We start from the raw sequence: 18043 nt of genomic DNA, 5'->3' as shown, positions 1-18043 counted from the left end.
TGATCACCCGTAGGAGCCGAGCTTGCTCGCGATGGCAGCCTGACAGGCACCACAACTCTCAGACGGTGATCAACCGATCCCGCAACTTGCCAATCTCGTCGCGCATCTGCGCCGCTGCTTCGAACTCCAGGTCGCGGGCGAGCTGGTACATTTTCTCTTCCAGCGCCTTGATACGCTTGGCGATCTCGCCCGGCGAACGCAATTCTGCTTCGTACTTGGCGCTTTCCTCGGCGGCCTTGGCCATGCCTTTGCGCTTCTTGCTGCGCGAACCCGGCACGGTGGCGCCTTCCATGATGTCGGCGACGTCCTTGAACACGCCCTTGGGCGTGATGCCATTGGCCAGGTTGAAGGCAATCTGCTTGTCGCGACGACGCTCGGTTTCGCCGATCGCCCGCTCCATGGAACCGGTGATGCGATCCGCATAGAGAATCGCCCGACCATTGAGGTTGCGCGCCGCCCGGCCGATGGTCTGGATCAGCGAGCGCTCGGAACGCAGGAAGCCTTCCTTGTCCGCATCGAGGATCGCCACCAGCGAGACTTCCGGCATGTCCAGGCCTTCACGCAGCAGGTTGATCCCCACCAGCACATCGAAAGTGCCCAGACGCAGATCGCGGATGATTTCTACCCGCTCCACGGTGTCGATGTCCGAGTGCAGGTAACGCACCCGCACGCCGTGGTCGGCCAGGTAATCGGTCAAGTCTTCAGACATGCGTTTAGTCAGCGTGGTGACCAGCACCCGCTCTTCCAGCGCCACGCGCTTGCCGATCTCCGAGAGCAGATCGTCGACCTGGGTCAACGCCGGACGGATTTCGATTTGCGGGTCCACCAGACCAGTTGGACGCACCAGCTGCTCGACCACGCGACCGGCGTGTTCTGCCTCGTAATTACCCGGGGTTGCCGAGACAAAGATTGTCTGCGGGCTGATACTTTCGAATTCGTCGAAACGCATCGGTCGGTTATCCAACGCGGACGGCAGACGGAAACCGTATTCCACCAGCGTCTCTTTACGCGAACGGTCGCCCTTATACATGGCGCCGACCTGCGGCACGCTGACGTGGGATTCGTCGATCACCAGCAAGGCGTCGGCCGGCAGGTAGTCAAACAGAGTCGGTGGCGCCTGCCCGGATTCGCGACCGGACAGGTAGCGCGAGTAGTTTTCGATACCGTTGCAATAACCCAGTTCGAGGATCATCTCCAGGTCGAAACGGGTGCGTTGCTCCAGGCGCTGGGCTTCCACCAGTTTATTGTTGGAGCGCAAGTATTCCAGGCGTTCCTGCAACTCGACCTTGATCCCTTCGACGGCATCCAGCAGGGTTTCTCGCGGGGTCACGTAGTGGCTTTTCGGATAGAACGTGAAACGCGGAAGCTTACGGATCACTTCGCCAGTCAGCGGATCGAAGGCCGACAGGCTCTCCACTTCGTCATCGAACAGCTCGATGCGGATCGCTTCGAAATCGGATTCCGCCGGATGGATATCGATCACATCGCCACGGACCCGGAAGGTCGCACGGGCAAACTCCATGTCGTTGCGCGTGTATTGCAAGTCTGCCAGGCGACGCAGCAACGCACGCTGATCGAGTTTGTCACCGCGATCCACGTGCAGCACCATCTTCAAATAGGTTTCCGGACTGCCCAGACCGTAGATGCACGACACCGTGGTGACGATGATCGCGTCTTTGCGCTCCAGCAGCGCCTTGGTCGCGGACAATCGCATCTGCTCGATGTGATCGTTGATCGAGGCGTCTTTCTCGATGAACGTATCCGATGACGGCACGTAGGCTTCGGGCTGGTAGTAGTCGTAGTACGAAACGAAGTATTCGACGGCGTTGTTCGGGAAGAACGCCTTGAACTCACCGTACAACTGCGCGGCCAGGGTTTTGTTCGGCGCCAGCACCAGGGTCGGACGCTGAATCTGGGCGATCACATTGGCGATGCTGAAGGTCTTCCCCGAGCCGGTCACACCGAGCAACGTCTGGTGCGCCAGCCCGGCTTCGATGCCCTCGACCATCAGGCGGATGGCTTCCGGCTGATCGCCGGCGGGCTCGAAGCGGGTGACTAGCTGGAATTCAGACATGAAATACCTCTCGGTTTTCGAAGCAGGAGTCGCGCCTGTCCGGGTGAACCGGGCAGCAACGGGAAAGACCGCAAACGACCGATGTCGCCCGAGGAAAAAACTGGATTGTGCTCAATGTGGAGCCGATTGCCATCGCTTTCAAGGCAAACGTCCTACATCGGGTAAAACCTTTGACGATGCCAATCGACTAACGGTCGAGAAATAATCGGAAAAACTTACCGCAAAAGCCGAATCGTCTGTCGCCATCAATCGCAGATGGCCTCTATACTAGCTCCCCGTTTGTGCACCGCTCTAGTGCATTCGGCTGGAGCGCGACACGTCCCTCCATTTTCCATTCAGAGCCGCCGCAAAATGAGCCTGTTCTCCGCTGTCGAAATGGCACCACGTGATCCAATCCTGGGCCTCAACGAAGCATTCAACGCCGACACCCGTACCAACAAAGTCAACCTGGGGGTCGGTGTTTACTGCAACGAGGAGGGGCGAATTCCACTCCTGCGCGCCGTTGTCGAAGCCGAGACGATTCGCGTCGCTCAACACGCTTCCCGTGGCTACTTGCCAATCGACGGTATTGCCGCCTACGACCAGGCCGTGCAAAAACTGCTGTTCGGCAATGACTCGCCACTGATCGCCGCTGGCCACGTCATCACCACCCAGGCCGTTGGCGGTACTGGCGCGCTGAAAATCGGTGCCGACTTCCTCAAGCAACTGCTGCCGAATGCCGTCGTGGCGATCAGCGACCCGAGCTGGGAAAACCACCGCGCGCTGTTCGAAACGGCCGGGTTCCCGGTGCAGAACTATCGCTATTACGACGCCGCGACCCACGACGTGAACCGTGCTGGCTTGCTGGAAGACTTGAACGCCCTGCCGTCCGGCTCCATCGTTGTCCTGCACGCGTGCTGCCATAACCCGACCGGTGTGGACCTGAGCCCGGCGGACTGGAACAACGTGCTGGAAGTCGTGAAAGCCAAAGGTCACGTACCGTTCCTCGACATGGCCTACCAGGGCTTTGGCGATGGCATCGACGAAGACGCCGCTGCCGTGCGTCTGTTCGCTGAATCGGGCCTGACCTTCTTCGTCTCCAGCTCGTTCTCCAAATCGTTCTCGCTGTACGGCGAGCGCGTGGGCGCCCTGTCGATCGTCAGCGAATCGAAAGAAGAAAGCGCGCGCGTGCTGTCGCAAGTCAAGCGCGTGATCCGCACCAACTACTCCAACCCGCCGACCCACGGTGCAAGCATCGTCGCCGCTGTACTGAACAGCCCGGAACTGCGTGCCCAGTGGGAAGAAGAACTGGCTGAAATGCGTCTGCGGATTCGCGGCATGCGCATCCAGATGGTCGACTTGCTGGCGAAAAACGCGCCACAATGTGACTTCAGCTTCGTCGGTCGTCAACGCGGCATGTTCTCTTACTCCGGCCTGACGGTTGAGCAAGTGACCCGCCTGCGTAGCGAGTTCGGTATCTACGCCCTGGACACCGGCCGTATCTGCGTGGCCGCGTTGAACCAGAGCAACATCGACGTCGTGACCAAGGCCATCGTTGCGGTGATCTGAATCGTCCGGTGATACGAAAAACGGGAAGTCAAAATGGCTTCCCGTTTTTATTGGCTACAGATAAATCTCAAAGCAGCAGCTGCGCCCTTTAAACTCCACACAAATTAAATGTGGGAGTGAGCCTGCTCGCGATAGCGGTCTTTCTGTCATATAGATACAAGATGTGCCGCCGCCATCGCGAGCAGGTCGGATCGCCGCACCGTCGCTCCCACAGGTTTTGAGTACACCCCGAATTCTTACGAGAACCCACATGAAAAACGATGACCTACGCGCCGACCGCGATGAGCTGGACCACTTCGTGCCTCGTACCCCAGCCAAACGCAGTAACAATCTGGTGATGCAAGTCGCTGCCGGCGTGTTTCTCGGCGGCCTGGCCTTGTGGCTGGTGCAACTGGCCGCAACCATGCTGTACGCCAAACTGGCGCTCGCTACAGTGACCTTCGGCGGTTAAGCCAATTCGGTCGCGCGCTGGCTGGCAGCGTCGTCATAGGCGACGTAGAGCGATTCGGCGACCTGGCTTTTGATGGCCTTGGTGCTTTCCAGGCCCAGGACAAACCCTTCGGCCTTGCCACCGGCACGGTTCAATTCATCAGCGGTACTGGCCTGAGTGATTGCGTCGAACAGTTTTTCGGCGTGAGGGCCGACGCCTTTGGGCAGACTGATTTGAGCGATGCTCATGCGAACACCCCGTTATGGCGAGGTGTGGTGATTGGGTGATTCATGGCGCGTACCTTTTCGGCGAATGGCCGGCAGCGCGTGTAACCACTTCCGGGCGGCCATGGTAGACCTCTGAGGCGATTCTGGTAACCGCCCACGGTCGATAAACCACCACCCGTCCCCATGAACCCGTCAAATTGCTAACAGGTGCTTGACTTCTCTTTTTGAATCAGTAACATACACGCCATTCCGCGATAGCTCAGTTGGTAGAGCAAGTGACTGTTAATCACTGGGTCCCTGGTTCGAGTCCAGGTCGTGGAGCCAGACAGCAATATAGAAAAGCCCCTGTATCGAAAGATTCAGGGGCTTTTTTGTGGTCGTCATAAACACGCAATCCTTCAAATCATCCCTCCTTTGAAAGTAGGAAATCTCCTGACTTTCTGTAGCCGAGATTTCTACTGTCCTTTTACCCCTGTAAACCTTGGCCCAGAGCACCAGCAACGACTTTGGTGATGGCCAGATGCGGCCTGTAAACCAGCCTCTTTGTACGTTATGAATAGCGCCTTTCGCCTAGCGGTAGCCTTGGATTGTTCGCGTGTCAAAGTTACTCAAGCTCAAGGAGAACGTCCTTGTCCCTCACCCTTCAGGCTCGTTGAGCTTGTGAGATTTTCCTGAGGGTCGGGATACACAAAGGAATCAACAAAGGGTTCGGCGTCGGGTTACTACGTCGTGACCTGGTATCCCAGGAGACGTGCTGAAGGCACCTTGGTCGGCACCATTGCCAAACCAGATTCCAGGCAATAAAAAAGGCGCCCCAAAGGACGCCTTTTGAATATTTCGAGGAGTAGTCGCAGCGATTCTTTAGCTCCAGATCACGAATGACCTTGGGTTCAGAATCCGACCGGCATGCCAGTCGTCACTACTTCAGAGGGAGCCAGCTTCTCTGCTGCCAACAAGATGGGGGCCAATACTGGAGGCCAAGCCCAAGGATGCGCAATTGCAGACCTCAAGTCCGATGTTCAATCATGACTGGAGTGAGTGTCAACCTGACTCTCGATCCGCCCTTGAGTGCAGTCAAACGTGCTCACTACTTTTCGCATGCACCGTCCGCGGCTCTGCATGCTCATGGTCCGCCTCCACCACCGGAATCTCATTCCCGTCGCAGTCACGCAGTTTACCTTCGCTGAAATAATCCCCTTCGCGCAACGCTGCCAGATCCTGATAACGCAGGACGCGTTCAGTACCGGCCGCGAACACCGACTGCTGATCGGAGTTACCGGCAGTGAGGTGGTTGAAGGTCAGGTTCAGCACGATCGCCATGATCGCCGACGAGCTGATACCCGAGTGGAAGATCGTGGCGAACCAGCTTGGGAAGTGGTCGTAGAAGTTCGGCGCAGCGATGGGGATCATGCCGAAGCCGATGGAGGTAGCGACGATGATCAGGTTGACGTTGTTGCGGTAGTCGACCTTGGACAGCGTACGAATACCGCTGGCGGCCACGGTGCCGAACAGCACGATACCGGCGCCGCCGAGGACTGAAGTCGGTACAGCGGCGATGACCCGGCCCATAAACGGCAGCAAACCGAGGATCACCAGAAACAAACCGCCGGTCGCCACCACGAAGCGACTCTTGATCCCGGTCACCGCCACCAGCCCGACGTTCTGGGCGAACGCGCTTTGGGTGAAGGAACCGAAGATCGGCGCGATCATGCTCGACAGCATGTCGGCGCGCAGGCCGTTGCCCAGGCGTTTGGAGTCGACCTTGGTGCCGATGATTTCACCCACCGCCAGAATGTCAGCCGAGGTTTCCACCAGGGTCACCATCACCACGATGCACATCGACAGGATCGCGGCGAAGTGGAAGGTCGGCATGCCAAAGTGGAACGGCGTCGGGAAGCCAAACATCGGACCTTGAGTGACGGACGAGAAGTCCGCCATGCCAAGGAACACCGCAATCACCGTACCGATGACCATCGCCAGCAGGATCGACAAGCGGGAGATGGTCGCGCTGCCGATCTTGCTCAACAGCAGCACCAGCACCAGCGTCACCGCCGCCAGACCGATGTTCGACATGCTGCCGAAGTCCGGAGCATGGCTGTTACCGCCCATGGCCCAGCGTGCGGCCACTGGCATCAGCGTCAGGCCGATGGTGGTGATCACAATGCCCGTGACCAGCGGCGGGAAAAACCTGGTGATTCGCGAGAACACCGGCGTGATCAGCAGGCCGATCAACGACGCGGCAATCACCGCCCCGAGAATCGATTGAAACCCGCCCTCCCCGCCACTGCTGACAATCGCCACCATTGTCGCGACGCCAGAGAACGACACACCCTGTACCAGCGGCAATTGGCAGCCGAAAAACGGTAAGCCCAGGGTTTGCAGCAATGTCGCCAGCCCCCCTGCAAACAATGAAGCAGCAATCAACAAACCGATGTCCGCTGGCGAGAGCCCGGCCGCCTGGCCGATGATCAAAGGCACCGCGACGATGCCGCCATACATGGTCAGAACGTGTTGCAGGCCGTAAGCCATATTCGCGCCGATCCCGAGATTCTCGTCCTCAGGCCGTTGGTGTGAAACATGGGGCGTTTTCATGGTTGGGGGGTTCCCTGGTTTTTGTTATGCGCACACTGTATGCAAGACTCAGGACAAATGTCTATAGAGTTGTATACAACTAATCAGTCAGATTATGGACACATGGCCATTTCACACCTGAGACTTGCGCCGCACCTTCCCTGATAAACTCTCTCGTTCCGCAGCCCTTGCGGACGATTACGGACATGGAAGCCGCCATCTTGATAGACCGCTCAGCACTCGAACACCTTGCCCAGATCCTGCCCCTGACCTTTGGCGCGTTTTGCACCGTGGTCGCCGTGCAAGCCCTGGTCATTGCCCTGCCCTATGCCATGGATTCCGCCGACCTGGAGGTTGGCCTCTGGGTTGGTGTCGGCGTATTTGTGGCTTTTTTGGTCGGTGGCGTGATCTTCGGCATGGTGCCGCTGCTCGTGGGCTTCACACCGCTGTACGCCTGGCTTAGCGCCAAGGGTTACGCCAACTGGGTGACTGGCGTGTTAGCTGGAGTGGCGATCGCCGGGCTGGTCTGTCTTCACCCTAAATGGCGGTTGCTGTGGCCGTTCTGGCTGATCGATGGCGCGGCAGTAGGACTGATCACCCACTGGGCGTGGCGCCGAGTCCAGAAAATCCAACGTAACGCAAAATCCCGGGCGTTCTCACGACCATGAAGACCCTGGTGCGATTCGCCCATTGGCGGGGCAAGCCCCTTGAAACCAAAACCTCCCGGCAACATGACGCAAGGCAAGACGTGCACTACCTTGATAGAGGTACGCTCTCACTGAGACCACGATAGGAAATCGACATGAGCAAGGCTGACCAACTCGTCGCGAAACTGAAGCAAACCCAACAGTCCAGTGCCGACACGACACACTGTGCCGATCAGCAGATCGACAGCTGGCCTGCACAGGTTTACGAGCTGTACCACCTCATCGAAGCCTGGCTGGCGCCGCTCAGCGAAGCCGGGCTGAACATTCGGCGAGTACCGACGCACGTCTTCGAGCGTCATCCTGACGGGGTGACCTACGACTACGCCATCGATCAGTTACTGATTGAAGGCAACCACCACAGCATCACCTTCGACCCCGTCGCTCGTTTCACCGAGGATGGTGCCGGGCGGGTCGAGATCCGCACCCAAGGAAAGGCACTCTCGATGCTGCGAACCGTGAGCGAACACGGCGAGACACAGTGGTGGCTGCAGGCGATCGATCAATCCGGGCAACAACCGGATGCGATCGCCATGACCGAAGACACCCTGCTTTCGGTGGTGCAGGAGGGGCTGGAGCTGTGAGGTTCAGGGCCGTTGAATCAGCCCTTCAATAACTCGGCGCAACGCCGCCTCCCGCGGCACCCGAATGTCGAATTCGCTGCGCAACAAACCCATCAATTCATCCACATCCGCCACCTGCCGCCGTTCAGTCTCACGGCCGATCCGATGAATCGCAAAACTGCCGTTGTTCAGCGTGCGGCGCCACCCTTCCCCGGTGCGCGCCACCATCAGCTGCCTGGCGAACGACGATTCGGGGTGAGTTGAGACGTACCAGTTGCCAACGGCGTAATCGATGTCTTCCTGGCGCTGCAAATCGAAAATGTACATCGCCCGCCATTCGCCGCCGACGTTGGCCCGCAGGGTGTAGCCATCCTCGTGCGGCTCGATGCGATAGGGTTCGTGGGGCGTGAGCTGTTCAGCCGGGGTATCGAGCATCAGCGGTGCGGTGGGCACCATGCCGCCGAAGCCGACGTCGGTGATGTAGCGCACGCCGTCCAGGGTCACCAGGCTCAAGCGGTGCGTACGGGCGGTCCACGCGCCTTCGGGCTGGCCCATGACCACTCGGCCGGAGAGGCCGCGAGCGTCGAAGCCCAGCGCCTGGAGCAAGGCCAGGAACAGGTTGTTGAGTTCGTAGCAGTAACCGCCGCGACCATCGTGCAGGACCTTTTGCTCGATGGACGGCAGGTCGATGAGCACCGGCTGGCCCGACAACGTGCTGAGGTTTTCGAACGGGAAGACGCCGGTGTGGCGCAGTTGAAGTTGGCGCAGGGTGTCCAGGGTCGGCGCCGGAGGCGCATCGAAGCCCAGTCGCTGTAGGTACAACGCAAGATTCGTCAGCTGTGGCTCGCTCATTGCTCAGTCCTTATGCAGGGGGCCGGATTTCTCCGCCGATGGGCGCCATGTATAAGGGAAAAAGCGGTTCGACCGACAATTGATTTAGCCAATCGCCACCCACTTCAATCTCAACGCCGCTTGCGCGAACTCAATCGAATCCATGCCGGCGCATGATCACTCGCGTGGGGCTCATTGCGAACCCAGGCATCGACTCCGGCCTCCTGCAAATAAGGACTCAGTGCCGGGTTAAGCAACAGATGATCGATGCGCAACCCGGAGTTTTTTTGCCAGTGCTGGCGAAAATAATCCCAGAAGGTATAGAGCCGATCCTCCGGATACAGATGGCGTAAGGAGTCGGTCCAGCCCTGGGCCAGCAGGCGCTGATAACACTCGCGGCTTTCAGGTTGCAGCAACGCATCCTTCAGCCAGGATCGCGGGTTGTAGATGTCGAGGTCGGTGGGCACCACGTTGTAGTCACCGGCCAGGACCACCGGATGATCACTGGCCTGAAGCGTCTGCGCGTAGCGGATCAGTCGTTCGAACCACGCCAGCTTGTAATCGAACTTCGGCCCCGGCTGCGGGTTGCCGTTGGGCAGGTACAGGCAGCCCACCAGAATCCCGTGCACGGCGGCCTCCAGATACCGGCTATGGGTGTCGCTGTCATCGCCCGGCAGACCTCGACGACTCTCCAGCGGCTGCGCATCCCGCGCCAGAATCGCCACGCCGTTCCACGAAGACTGACCTTGCCAGAGCGCGCCGTATCCTGCAGCCTCAAGCTCGGCGGCGGGGAATGCACTGTCGACTGACTTGAGTTCCTGCAAACACGCAATGTCCGGCTGCTCGCGCTCAAGCCAGGCGAGCAAGTTCGGCAGTCGGGCGCGCATGCCGTTGACGTTGAATGTCGCGATTTTCAGGTTCTTCATGGGCCAACGCTCGCAACGCAGGGTCGATGTCCAGTTGTGACCAGGGTGCGTGCTGGCAGTTGCCTCTCCGAGCGAGTCAGGCGACTAAAGGCGCGCCCCCTACACGGGAAACTCGTCATGCGATGCCTTCAGCAAAGACAGCAACGCCAGTTTTTCCATCGTCCGACTCAAGTAGAAACCCTGCACCTCATGGCACTTGTCCGAGACCAGGAAGTCCAGTTGCTCCAGGGGCTCGACGCCTTCTGCGGTCACGGTCAGGCCCATGGCTTTGCCCAGGTTGATGATCGCCTGCACCACGGCGCGGTCATTGCCGCCGCCGCTCATGGACGAGATGAAACGCTTGTCGATCTTGATCCCGTCGAACGGGTACGTGCGCAAGTAACCCAGGGACGAATAGCCGGTACCGAAGTCGTCCATGTTCAACCGCACGCCCAGTTCCTTGAGTGCATTCATGGTCGCCAACGCGCCCTCCACATCAATGAGCATCACGTTTTCGGTGATTTCCAGCTCCAGGCGACTGGCCGGCAAACGGCTCTGGATCAAGGCCTCCCGGACGTCCTCCACGACATCGCTGCGGGCAAATTGAACAGACTGGTATGCATCACGAACTCGTTGAGATTACGGGTTATCGGCGTACCGGGGAGCGGTGACGGTGGTAACGGCAGTTGACATAACCATTGCCAATCGACGGCCGCTGCCCTGTAATTGCACGCAACACCCGCGTACCTTTTAATGCCGAGAATGCCTGCTCATGGACACACTGGAAGGTCAACGAATCTGCCTGCGCCCCCTGCAATTGAGTGATGCTGATGCGCTGGTCAATGCCGCGCAAGACGGTGAACTGTGGAACCTGACCGTCACCGTTGTGCCCTCCCCGACCACCGTCGACAGCTACCTCAAGAAAGCCCTCGACGGCCGCGACGCTGGCACTGTGCTGCCCTTCGTCATCGTGCTCAAGGACACGGGCGAGGTCATCGGTTCGACGCGTTTCTGGAAAATCGACCGACTCAACCGCAAGCTCGAAATCGGCAGCAGCTGGATCTGCGCCCGCTGGCAGAAAACCTTCGTCAACACCGAAGCCAAATACCTGATGCTGCAATACGCTTTCGAGACGCTGGACTGCGTGCGGGTGCAATTCACTACCGACGAAAACAACCAGAAGTCGCGCAATGCGATCCTCAGGCTAGGCGCACAGCAGGAGGGCATCATGCGCCACGAGCGGATCATGCCGGACGGCCGCAAGCGCAATTCGGTGCGGTTCAGCATCATTGATGAGGAATGGCCGCAGGTGCGGCAGAACCTCGAACAGAAGATGGCAGAATAGAACCTTCGCTGACACCTGTGCGAGGCTTTCGCCTGAAACGCACACCGGCCACGTGTCAACCAACCGGCACCACGCGCTCTGTCCATCACACCCACATCAGGTAACGACTCATCTTTGGAGACGCACCATGATGAGCATCAAAATGACTTCGCTGTTACTGGCTGGAGTGCTGTGCGCCCTGTCCGTCGGTATTTTTGCAGCCTCAGGCGATGGCGCTGATGCGACCGGCACCCGATCGGGTTCAATCGGCGGCTCGACCATGGCGCCCAACAATAACCCTGACCAACCCTCGAGCGACCATAGCGCTAACGGCAGCAATAGCGGATCGGACTCGTCGGGTGGCGGAAATGGTGGCAATCCCGGGAACAGTGGCTCTGGCGCGGGGGGTGGCACGGGCGCGGCGGGCGGTGGAACGGGTGGTGCCGGCGGCGGGACGGGCAGCTGGACGCGTAAAAGCAGCCGATGATCGCCGGCTGCTTTTGGGCCTGAAACGCGGAACTAGGTTGGCTTGACCGGTGGGGGATTCCATTTGCCGTTCAACACCTCGGGCTTGGGCCCATACAAACGCATGGTCAGGTTGAACCCGCCCTTCGGTGCCGGCAGCCAATTGGCTTCAAGGTCCTTGCCAGGGTTTTCGTGCTGGAAGTAGATATCCAGCGAACCGTCAGCATTGGTCTTGAACGGCATCCAGCTACTGAGTGCAAAGCGGTTGAGCGCATTGCCGACCTGGAAACCCTCGGGGTCGTACAAGGTGATCGACCAGAAAGCGTTTACCGGCGGCGTTTCACCCTTGTCGAAATGCAGCACGTACTTGTTCGCGCCATCGAGTGACTTGCCTTCGACGACGCCCATGGTGTCGGTGTTCATCGACCAGCCATTGACCACGCGAGCGAGGGTGGGAACCTTCCACGTCATCAGCGCCTGCGCGTCCTAGGGTACGGTCTGAAGCGCTGCTTTGGTTTCAGGGGCCAGCGCATCCATGTTGAAGGATTTTCCGGATTCGATACGGAATTACTTGCGGGTAATGTCCATGGTCAGCGGGTACAAATAAACGTAGGCATCCACGCCGAAGACGTATGCTTCTTCGGTTGTGACTTTCGATTGGGCATGGCTCGCGAGCGGAAAGATGGCGCAGGCTGCACCGGTTAGAGCAACGGCTGTCAATGCTTGAGTAATCAACATTTTGACGATCATCCGTGCGGTGGGGAGACCTGCCGGGATTGGCCGCGTTACCGCAACTCTAGACGATCAATTTAAGGGGATCTGACAGGCAGACAGCCGGCTGGCCGGGGTGTTGCGTCGATAGACACCTCAACGATCCGAACGCAGCAGCGCATCGACACCACCCTCCATCGACAGCACCGCCGAGCGGTTTCGCCCCGAATGCTTGGCTTGATACAGCGCCGCATCCGCACGTTCGATGAATACTTCCATGCTGTCCCGCCCCGTCGGTACAAACGAATAACAACCCAGACTGACTGTCACGAAGCCCGTGGGTGAACCGCTGTGGATGATGTTCTTGTCCATGACGCTGCGACGGATCTGCTCGGCAATCACCAGCGCGCCGTGAATGTCGGTGTCGGGCAGCAACACCGCAAACTCCTCTCCGCCGTAGCGCACGGCCAGATCGGCTTTTCGATGGCAGCACCCCTTCACCGCCCGCGCCACTTCAGCCAGGCAATGGTCCCCTGCCACGTGGCCGTAAGCGTCGTTGTAGCGCTTGAAGTAATCGATATCGAGCATGATCAGGCTCAGTGAACTTGACTGCCGGGCGCCTCGGCTGAACTCGATGTCCAGCGCGCCCTCGAACAGCCGGCGATTGCCCAGGCCGGTCAGGCTGTCGTGGGTCGCGATCAGCTTCAACGCTTCCTTTGCCTTGCGCAAATCCGCCTCGACCTGTTCGCCGACACGCACCTGACAAAGGAACATCCAACCGAACAGCCCCACGCCCAACACCACCAGGGCAACGATGACTGAGGAGCGAAATGCCGTGTCGTACCAATCCTTGAGAATCGCGTCCCTGGACGAGGCGGCAGACACGACCAACGGATAAGCGTCGAGCTGACGGTAGCCATACAACCGCACAACACCATCGACCAGCGAGCTGAACATCGCGTTACCGGAAGGCGCGTCGGGCAGCAATTTCTCGAAGATCTCGCTCTTGGCCAGTGATGTGCCAATCTGCGACTCCACGAACGGCCGTCGCGCCAGCAGCGTTCCGTCGATCAATCCCAAAAACATCGAACCGTTGTCATCAATGCTGAAGCTTTTGAAGAACTGATCGAAGTACGCCATCTTGATACCGGCCAACAAGACGCCCTGGAAATTGCCATTCTTGTCGTTCACACGCTTGGATATCGGGATAATCCATTCGCCATTTTCCCGACTGCGAATCGCCGGCCCGATGTGCGCCAGGGAGGAGACGTTCTGCTGGTGGAACTTGAAATAATCGCGATCCCCTACACCCGGTCCGCGTGGCAGTTCGTCGAAAGAGGTAACGACCCACTGCCCCTTTTGGTCGAACAGAAATATCCCGTGCAATTGATTCAGCGCCTGCACCCGCCGGGCGAATGTTTTCTGCAAGCGTGCCTTTTGGGGCGCGCCGAAACCGTCAGCCTGAATCCAGTCGGCCAGACTGGTCAGCACCAGATCGGCTTGCATGAAGGTGTCTTCGGCCTGCTGCGCCATGGCCCGCGTCAGGTTTGATGACGCCACTTGTGCCAAGGCCAGGTCATGCCGGCGCGACTGCTCCAGTTGCAGGTACAGCAAACCGCACAGGCTCAGGCACACGACCGCAATAAACAGTACCGCTGCTTTGCGCAGAGGTAACCGTTTCAACGTGACGCCGGTGGCGTTGTGCGGATTGTGCGCAGGGATAGGCAAAAGCTCGTCCTGTAAGGGTAAGGCATGGGTAGCACCCCAAAACCCTTATTTTTTGTGAGCTTAGTCTACGGGGGGGTATGGGGCAAATGTCCTTTGGCTAGCCGCCGCATCGCACGGTGCAAATGCGCCCGAGCACTTTCTGCCCGCCCTGGCGCATTAGCACACGGTGTGCACCGACCTGTCCGAATTGCCACCGACCGAGTTGGCATTGATCAGCCGCGAGGGAGCGCTGACCGGGTTGCAACGGGCGTTGGTAGAGTTTTTTTCGGGAGGAATCAGGAGCTGTAGGGAATCAATAAGGGGGCTCAGCAAGCCCCCATTCTCGAGGGCGTAATTCCGATCAGTTAAGCCGCAATGCTACGGAATGTGTCGTTCCTTAACTGATCGGCATTAGCCTCGAGGGCACCCATTTCAATAAAGTACGAACAACCTTTAGATCAACTTGTCGATCTCATCCAACGTCACTCGCGGAATGAGCTCACCCGGAATCCTTGAAGAACTGGATAAGTTGTAGACCTGAAAATCTTCATCCACGACGTACTTGGACAAGATCTCGAACGACGGCAGGATTCTCGTATAAAAATGCTGATCGAGCAGGCATGGCGACGCTAACGTGCCGGCCTCTTCGTAAAAACGGCTCACCGACTGATTCAAGTCGACGCCCACTAAAAACACCTTGGTAAACCCCACGTGATAGGCAATCTGTAACGCCAGATAGGCCACCGTACGGGCATCAAAAAAACCGCGTTTAAGGTTCTTGCTGAAACCAAGGGTTCTATTACGGCCATTTCCGAGTTTGCGACTTCTGACGAGTTCTTTATCGGCCCTGAACACCAGGTCTGTCCAGGAGAGCTTGGGTGCTCGACCGAGCAAATACAGCTCGCCCTCAGGCGCTACTGTCGTATGCCAGATGTGCTCTTGCCACAGTGCAACTCGCTGACTGATGCGCATGCCCTCTGAAAACAGTTCGGGTTGCTGTCGGGAAAAGCCTTGATCGGTACAGGCATAAAAGAACGGCTTGATACCTGTCCCGGAGAACATGGAAATGGCGCCGTTCATTGTGATCATCGGAACATCTGCAAACTTTTCCAGCGGAAAATCTTTAGCTGACGCCCCCGAGGCGATGATAAACACGGCACCTTTTTGGATGTTGCGGCACTCATCGAGGTCATGCACATCAAGCATACCTGTGTTGAGTGATGGTTTTTTTTGTGCAACATCCATCTTCAATTTCCTATCCCTTTACATCGATGATCGGTGACTATTTTGCATTGTGATAGTTTTCAACGGGAGAGCCAACCTTTTGGCTTCGCCAACCCCGGAATCTGCGACGGAGCGCAAAGGTTGATGCAGAGCGCTTGCATCGTTGGTGCATCGATGACCTGACCGTTACATACGGATAGCAAGTCCCGCTTCCTTCACGGCCATTGCCGGTTTTGCCCCGTTGCAACAGCGGAAGTTCCTGCTCGTCGCACATCCAGAACAGGCAATTCCGAAGGCAGATTCAATCCCCGCAGTACCGCGGAATCGTACCCGTATACATCCGGTTTAAACATCACTCGACCATCGCTACTCAGGTCCACCGTCCAGTAAGCCAACAGCACCGGCACCTTGACGGGAAGCCTGATGTTTTCGGTCTTGCCATTAGCCAACTGGGCCTGTATTCCGGCGCTGTTCCAACGAACCGGGTCGTTGAACAGCAGTTCAACTAACTGCAGTGGGTTCTCCACGCGTATGCAGCCTGAACTGGTGGCTCGACGCGATTGCGCAAACAGTTCGCGATGCGGCGTGTCGTGGAGGTAAATCGAATACTCATTGGGAAACCGAATGGCCACCTGCCCGAGCGAGCCGTCCGGGCCTGCATCCTGTCGCAGCGTGATACCGCGCGCATTATTCCAGTCGACGGTCGCTGGATCGAGCACATTCCCCTCTCGATCAAGCGCTCTTATCCGGTTGGCCGCAAGGTAGCCGGGATCTCTTTGAATCTTCGGCAGCATGTCTTTGACGAGGATGGTCGGCGGCACGGTCCAGGTGGGGTTGAACGTCACATAAGTAATCTCGGATTGAAACACCGGCGTACTGCGGAACGGCTTACCGACCTGAACCCGGGAACGCCATATCGCCTTACCGTCGCGATAAAACGCCACCTTGTAACCCGCAATATCAACGATGACAAAAGTGCCCTGAAGTTTGTACAGCAACCAACGCGCACGCTCCATGTTCACCCGAACCTGGTCTATCCGCGCCTCTACGGGCACATTCAACGCAGCCAGTGTCGCGGCCCCCGCCACGCCATCCGCCCCCAGGTATTGCTCGGCCTGATACTTTTTCACCGCTGCAGTGACGCTGTCGTCGTAATCAGTGCGTGGCTTTTTTGATGGGGCCAGATAACCACCTGCCACCAAACGTGCTCGCAACTGCGCGACAGAGGCGTCATCCATGCCTGGCTTGAGCGACTGGCCTTCGGCAATCTTCGGCCAGCCACCCGCGTCCCGAACCTTGCGCAGTTGCGCCAGGCCCACGCGCAGGCTGCGGTAAACCGCCTCTTGTGGCGGTGCTTCGGCGAAAGCGCGTGCCACGTCATGAGCATCGAGCGCGGCGAACAAGTTATTCATGTCTCCACGAGGATCGGCGCCGACGGGGTCGAAGTTCCAATGGATGTCCAGACGCGAAGGGTCAACCTTGCCGCGCCGCAATTGCAGCAGCGCGGTGACAAAGGTCCGGGTCGCCGCGATATCGAATGCCGCCCGTTGCGCCACCGTCGGCTCTGCTGCCTGCATCGACGCTCTGGCCTTCGCCAACTCATCAATATGAAAGTCCGCAGGGTCCAACCCATCGGCCTGGGTCTCGCTCAGGCTTTTCAACAACTGGATGACATCGCTGTCGTTCGCCCAAGCCGAGCGATAACCCCGATGCATGTAAAAATCCATCACCACACGACTCGGATCCACCCGTCGATAGCCACGGGAAGTGAGCAAGGGTGGAAACGATGAACTCAATGGCTCAAATGCCGCCTGAATCGTTTGAGCGACGTAATCGTCAGGTGCCGCGCCAGCTCTGCTGATGACGGCAGATACCGCCTCAATCGGCGAAGTTTCTGCAATCGCTGCGCCGCTGATCAGAAAGCCCATAAAAAAGATGCGGCTTATGACGAATAACCTTGTTAACTGCCCCATGGATAATCCTTAATCGCCCCGTATTCAACGGCTAGCACTTCTGCACACTGCTAGACTCGAAACATTAATGTGAGATTTACATATGGCGCTAGACCGCTTTGGCTTCCTATTCACGGCCCTGCTGCTGACGTCAGTTTCAGTACCGGCAGCCTACGCCGATTCGCTTGAAGCCGCGCTGCTCAAAGCAGCACCTGACGCCAACGCCAAAGTCATCGGGCTGGCCGTACGCGCTACCCAATGCAGCTTGGCCCAAGGCAAAGCCCCTGTCCAAAGACTCGCTGTCATCGACTACTCACTGCCTTCGACCGAACAACGGTTGTGGGTGTTCGATCTGAAGAAACGCAAATTACTGTTCCACGAACTGGTCGCCCACGGTCGCAACAGCGGCGAGAACATGGCGGTCAAGTTCTCCAACCAGAATGAAAGCTTTGCCACCAGCCTTGGTTTATATCGGACCCAATCGAGCTATGTCGGCCAGAACGGTTATTCCTTGCGCATGGAAGGTCTGGAGCCGGGGTTCAATGACAACGCATTAGAGCGGGCGATCGTTATTCACGGGGCGCCCTATGTCAGTCCGGTTCTTGCCCGAGCGAATGGCCGGATCGGTAGAAGCCTGGGTTGTCCGGCGGTGCGGCCGGCGATTGCGCATAAGTTGATTGATTCGATGAAAGATGGGCAGTTGTTGTTTTCTTACTATCCGGATCAGCGCTGGTTGAAGTCGTCTTCCTATATCAATTGCGGTGGCGGCACTGTGGCCTCAGCGTCAACACCCGGTACACGCTAATA

16 protein-coding genes, 1 tRNA gene and 2 pseudogenes are annotated in these 18043 nt (G+C 58.2%); 8 read left to right on the top strand and 11 right to left on the bottom strand.

The annotated features are described in order from the left end of the window. Nucleotides 1-58: 58 nt before the first annotated feature. The gene (gene uvrB / locus IB252_RS05580) at nt 59-2074 is read right to left on the bottom strand and encodes an excinuclease ABC subunit UvrB (RefSeq protein ID WP_192407324.1); all 2016 of its coding nucleotides are present in this window, start codon (nt 2072-2074) and stop codon (nt 59-61) included. 351 nt (nt 2075-2425) lie between these two features. Between uvrB and IB252_RS05575 the strand changes: the two genes are divergently transcribed. Both IB252_RS05575 and IB252_RS05570 read left to right on the top strand, forming a co-directional pair. Continuing rightward, on the top strand, nt 2426-3622 hold the full coding sequence (locus tag IB252_RS05575; protein ID WP_192407322.1) for an amino acid aminotransferase: 1197 nt from the start codon (nt 2426-2428) through the stop codon (nt 3620-3622). Between the two features lie 250 nt (nt 3623-3872). After that, on the top strand, nt 3873-4073 hold the full coding sequence (locus IB252_RS05570) for a hypothetical protein (RefSeq protein WP_192407320.1): 201 nt from the start codon (nt 3873-3875) through the stop codon (nt 4071-4073). On the opposite strand, the gene IB252_RS05565 is transcribed toward IB252_RS05570, so the two are convergent. After that, on the bottom strand, nt 4070-4300 hold the full coding sequence (locus IB252_RS05565; RefSeq protein ID WP_008007186.1) for a hypothetical protein: 231 nt from the start codon (nt 4298-4300) through the stop codon (nt 4070-4072). The two genes, IB252_RS05570 and IB252_RS05565, sit on opposite strands and share 4 nt — an antisense overlap. Nucleotides 4301-4527: 227 nt before the next feature. Here IB252_RS05565 and IB252_RS05560 point away from each other — a divergent pair. Continuing rightward, a tRNA-Asn gene (locus IB252_RS05560) sits at nt 4528-4603 on the top strand. 750 nt (nt 4604-5353) lie between these two features. On the opposite strand, the gene IB252_RS05555 is transcribed toward IB252_RS05560, so the two are convergent. Continuing rightward, nucleotides 5354-6871 (bottom strand): nucleobase:cation symporter-2 family protein, encoded by a 1518-nt coding sequence (locus IB252_RS05555; protein ID WP_192407318.1) that lies wholly within the window; start codon nt 6869-6871, stop codon nt 5354-5356. 185 nt (nt 6872-7056) lie between these two features. On the opposite strand from IB252_RS05555, the gene IB252_RS05550 reads away from it, so the two are divergent. Together IB252_RS05550 and IB252_RS05545 are read left to right on the top strand one after the other, a co-directional pair. Further along, nucleotides 7057-7518 (top strand): hypothetical protein, encoded by a 462-nt coding sequence (locus tag IB252_RS05550; RefSeq protein ID WP_192407316.1) that lies wholly within the window; start codon nt 7057-7059, stop codon nt 7516-7518. 134 nt (nt 7519-7652) lie between these two features. Continuing rightward, nucleotides 7653-8138 carry a hypothetical protein gene (locus IB252_RS05545; protein WP_192407314.1) on the top strand — a complete coding sequence of 162 codons (486 nt, stop codon included), beginning with the start codon at nt 7653-7655 and terminating at the stop codon, nt 8136-8138. Between the two features lie 3 nt (nt 8139-8141). Here IB252_RS05545 and IB252_RS05540 read toward each other — a convergent pair whose 3' ends face one another. From IB252_RS05540 to IB252_RS05530, 3 genes and pseudogenes are all read right to left on the bottom strand, one after another. Next, nucleotides 8142-8969, bottom strand: coding sequence for an arylamine N-acetyltransferase family protein (locus IB252_RS05540; protein WP_192407312.1), 828 nt, complete (start codon nt 8967-8969; stop codon nt 8142-8144). Nucleotides 8970-9079: 110 nt separating this feature from the next. Further along, a complete protein-coding gene (locus tag IB252_RS05535) occupies nt 9080-9874 on the bottom strand; it encodes an exodeoxyribonuclease III (protein WP_111450552.1) in 795 nt (264 codons plus the stop codon). Nucleotides 9875-9973: 99 nt separating this feature from the next. Then, a pseudogene (locus IB252_RS05530) lies at nt 9974-10462 on the bottom strand (EAL domain-containing protein); the annotation flags it as partial. A gap of 163 nt (nt 10463-10625) precedes the next feature. Between IB252_RS05530 and IB252_RS05525 the strand changes: the two are divergent. Both IB252_RS05525 and IB252_RS05520 read left to right on the top strand, forming a co-directional pair. Beyond that, complete coding sequence (locus tag IB252_RS05525) at nt 10626-11198, top strand: GNAT family N-acetyltransferase (RefSeq protein WP_192407310.1); 573 nt, start codon at nt 10626-10628, stop codon at nt 11196-11198. A gap of 127 nt (nt 11199-11325) precedes the next feature. Further along, on the top strand, nt 11326-11664 hold the full coding sequence (locus IB252_RS05520; RefSeq protein ID WP_192407308.1) for a hypothetical protein: 339 nt from the start codon (nt 11326-11328) through the stop codon (nt 11662-11664). Between the two features lie 32 nt (nt 11665-11696). Here the strand turns inward: IB252_RS05520 and IB252_RS05515 are convergent. The 5 genes and pseudogenes from IB252_RS05515 to IB252_RS05500 all read right to left on the bottom strand — a co-directional run. Then, a pseudogene (locus IB252_RS05515) lies at nt 11697-12203 on the bottom strand (DUF1214 domain-containing protein); the annotation flags it as partial. Nucleotides 12204-12209: 6 nt separating this feature from the next. Next, nucleotides 12210-12380 (bottom strand): hypothetical protein, encoded by a 171-nt coding sequence (locus IB252_RS30530; RefSeq protein WP_412548158.1) that lies wholly within the window; start codon nt 12378-12380, stop codon nt 12210-12212. 129 nt (nt 12381-12509) lie between these two features. Then, nucleotides 12510-14081: a GGDEF domain-containing protein gene (locus tag IB252_RS05510; protein ID WP_192407306.1), complete on the bottom strand. Its 1572-nt coding sequence runs from the start codon at nt 14079-14081 to the stop codon at nt 12510-12512. Between the two features lie 432 nt (nt 14082-14513). After that, the gene (locus tag IB252_RS05505; RefSeq protein ID WP_225607271.1) at nt 14514-15305 is read right to left on the bottom strand and encodes a lipopolysaccharide biosynthesis protein; all 792 of its coding nucleotides are present in this window, start codon (nt 15303-15305) and stop codon (nt 14514-14516) included. A gap of 194 nt (nt 15306-15499) precedes the next feature. Continuing rightward, nucleotides 15500-17257: a L,D-transpeptidase family protein gene (locus IB252_RS05500; protein WP_192407304.1), complete on the bottom strand. Its 1758-nt coding sequence runs from the start codon at nt 17255-17257 to the stop codon at nt 15500-15502. An 82-nt stretch (nt 17258-17339) separates the two neighbouring features. Between IB252_RS05500 and IB252_RS05495 the strand changes: the two genes are divergently transcribed. Beyond that, nucleotides 17340-18041, top strand: a complete 702-nt coding sequence (locus tag IB252_RS05495; protein ID WP_192407302.1) for a murein L,D-transpeptidase catalytic domain family protein — start codon at nt 17340-17342, stop codon at nt 18039-18041. Nucleotides 18042-18043 lie beyond the last annotated feature (2 nt).

Origin of the sequence: Pseudomonas sp. PDM10, assembly GCF_014852295.1 — a bacterium.
Classification (GTDB): Bacteria; Pseudomonadota; Gammaproteobacteria; order Pseudomonadales; family Pseudomonadaceae; genus Aquipseudomonas.
This window is presented reverse-complemented; position numbering and strand designations above follow the sequence as displayed.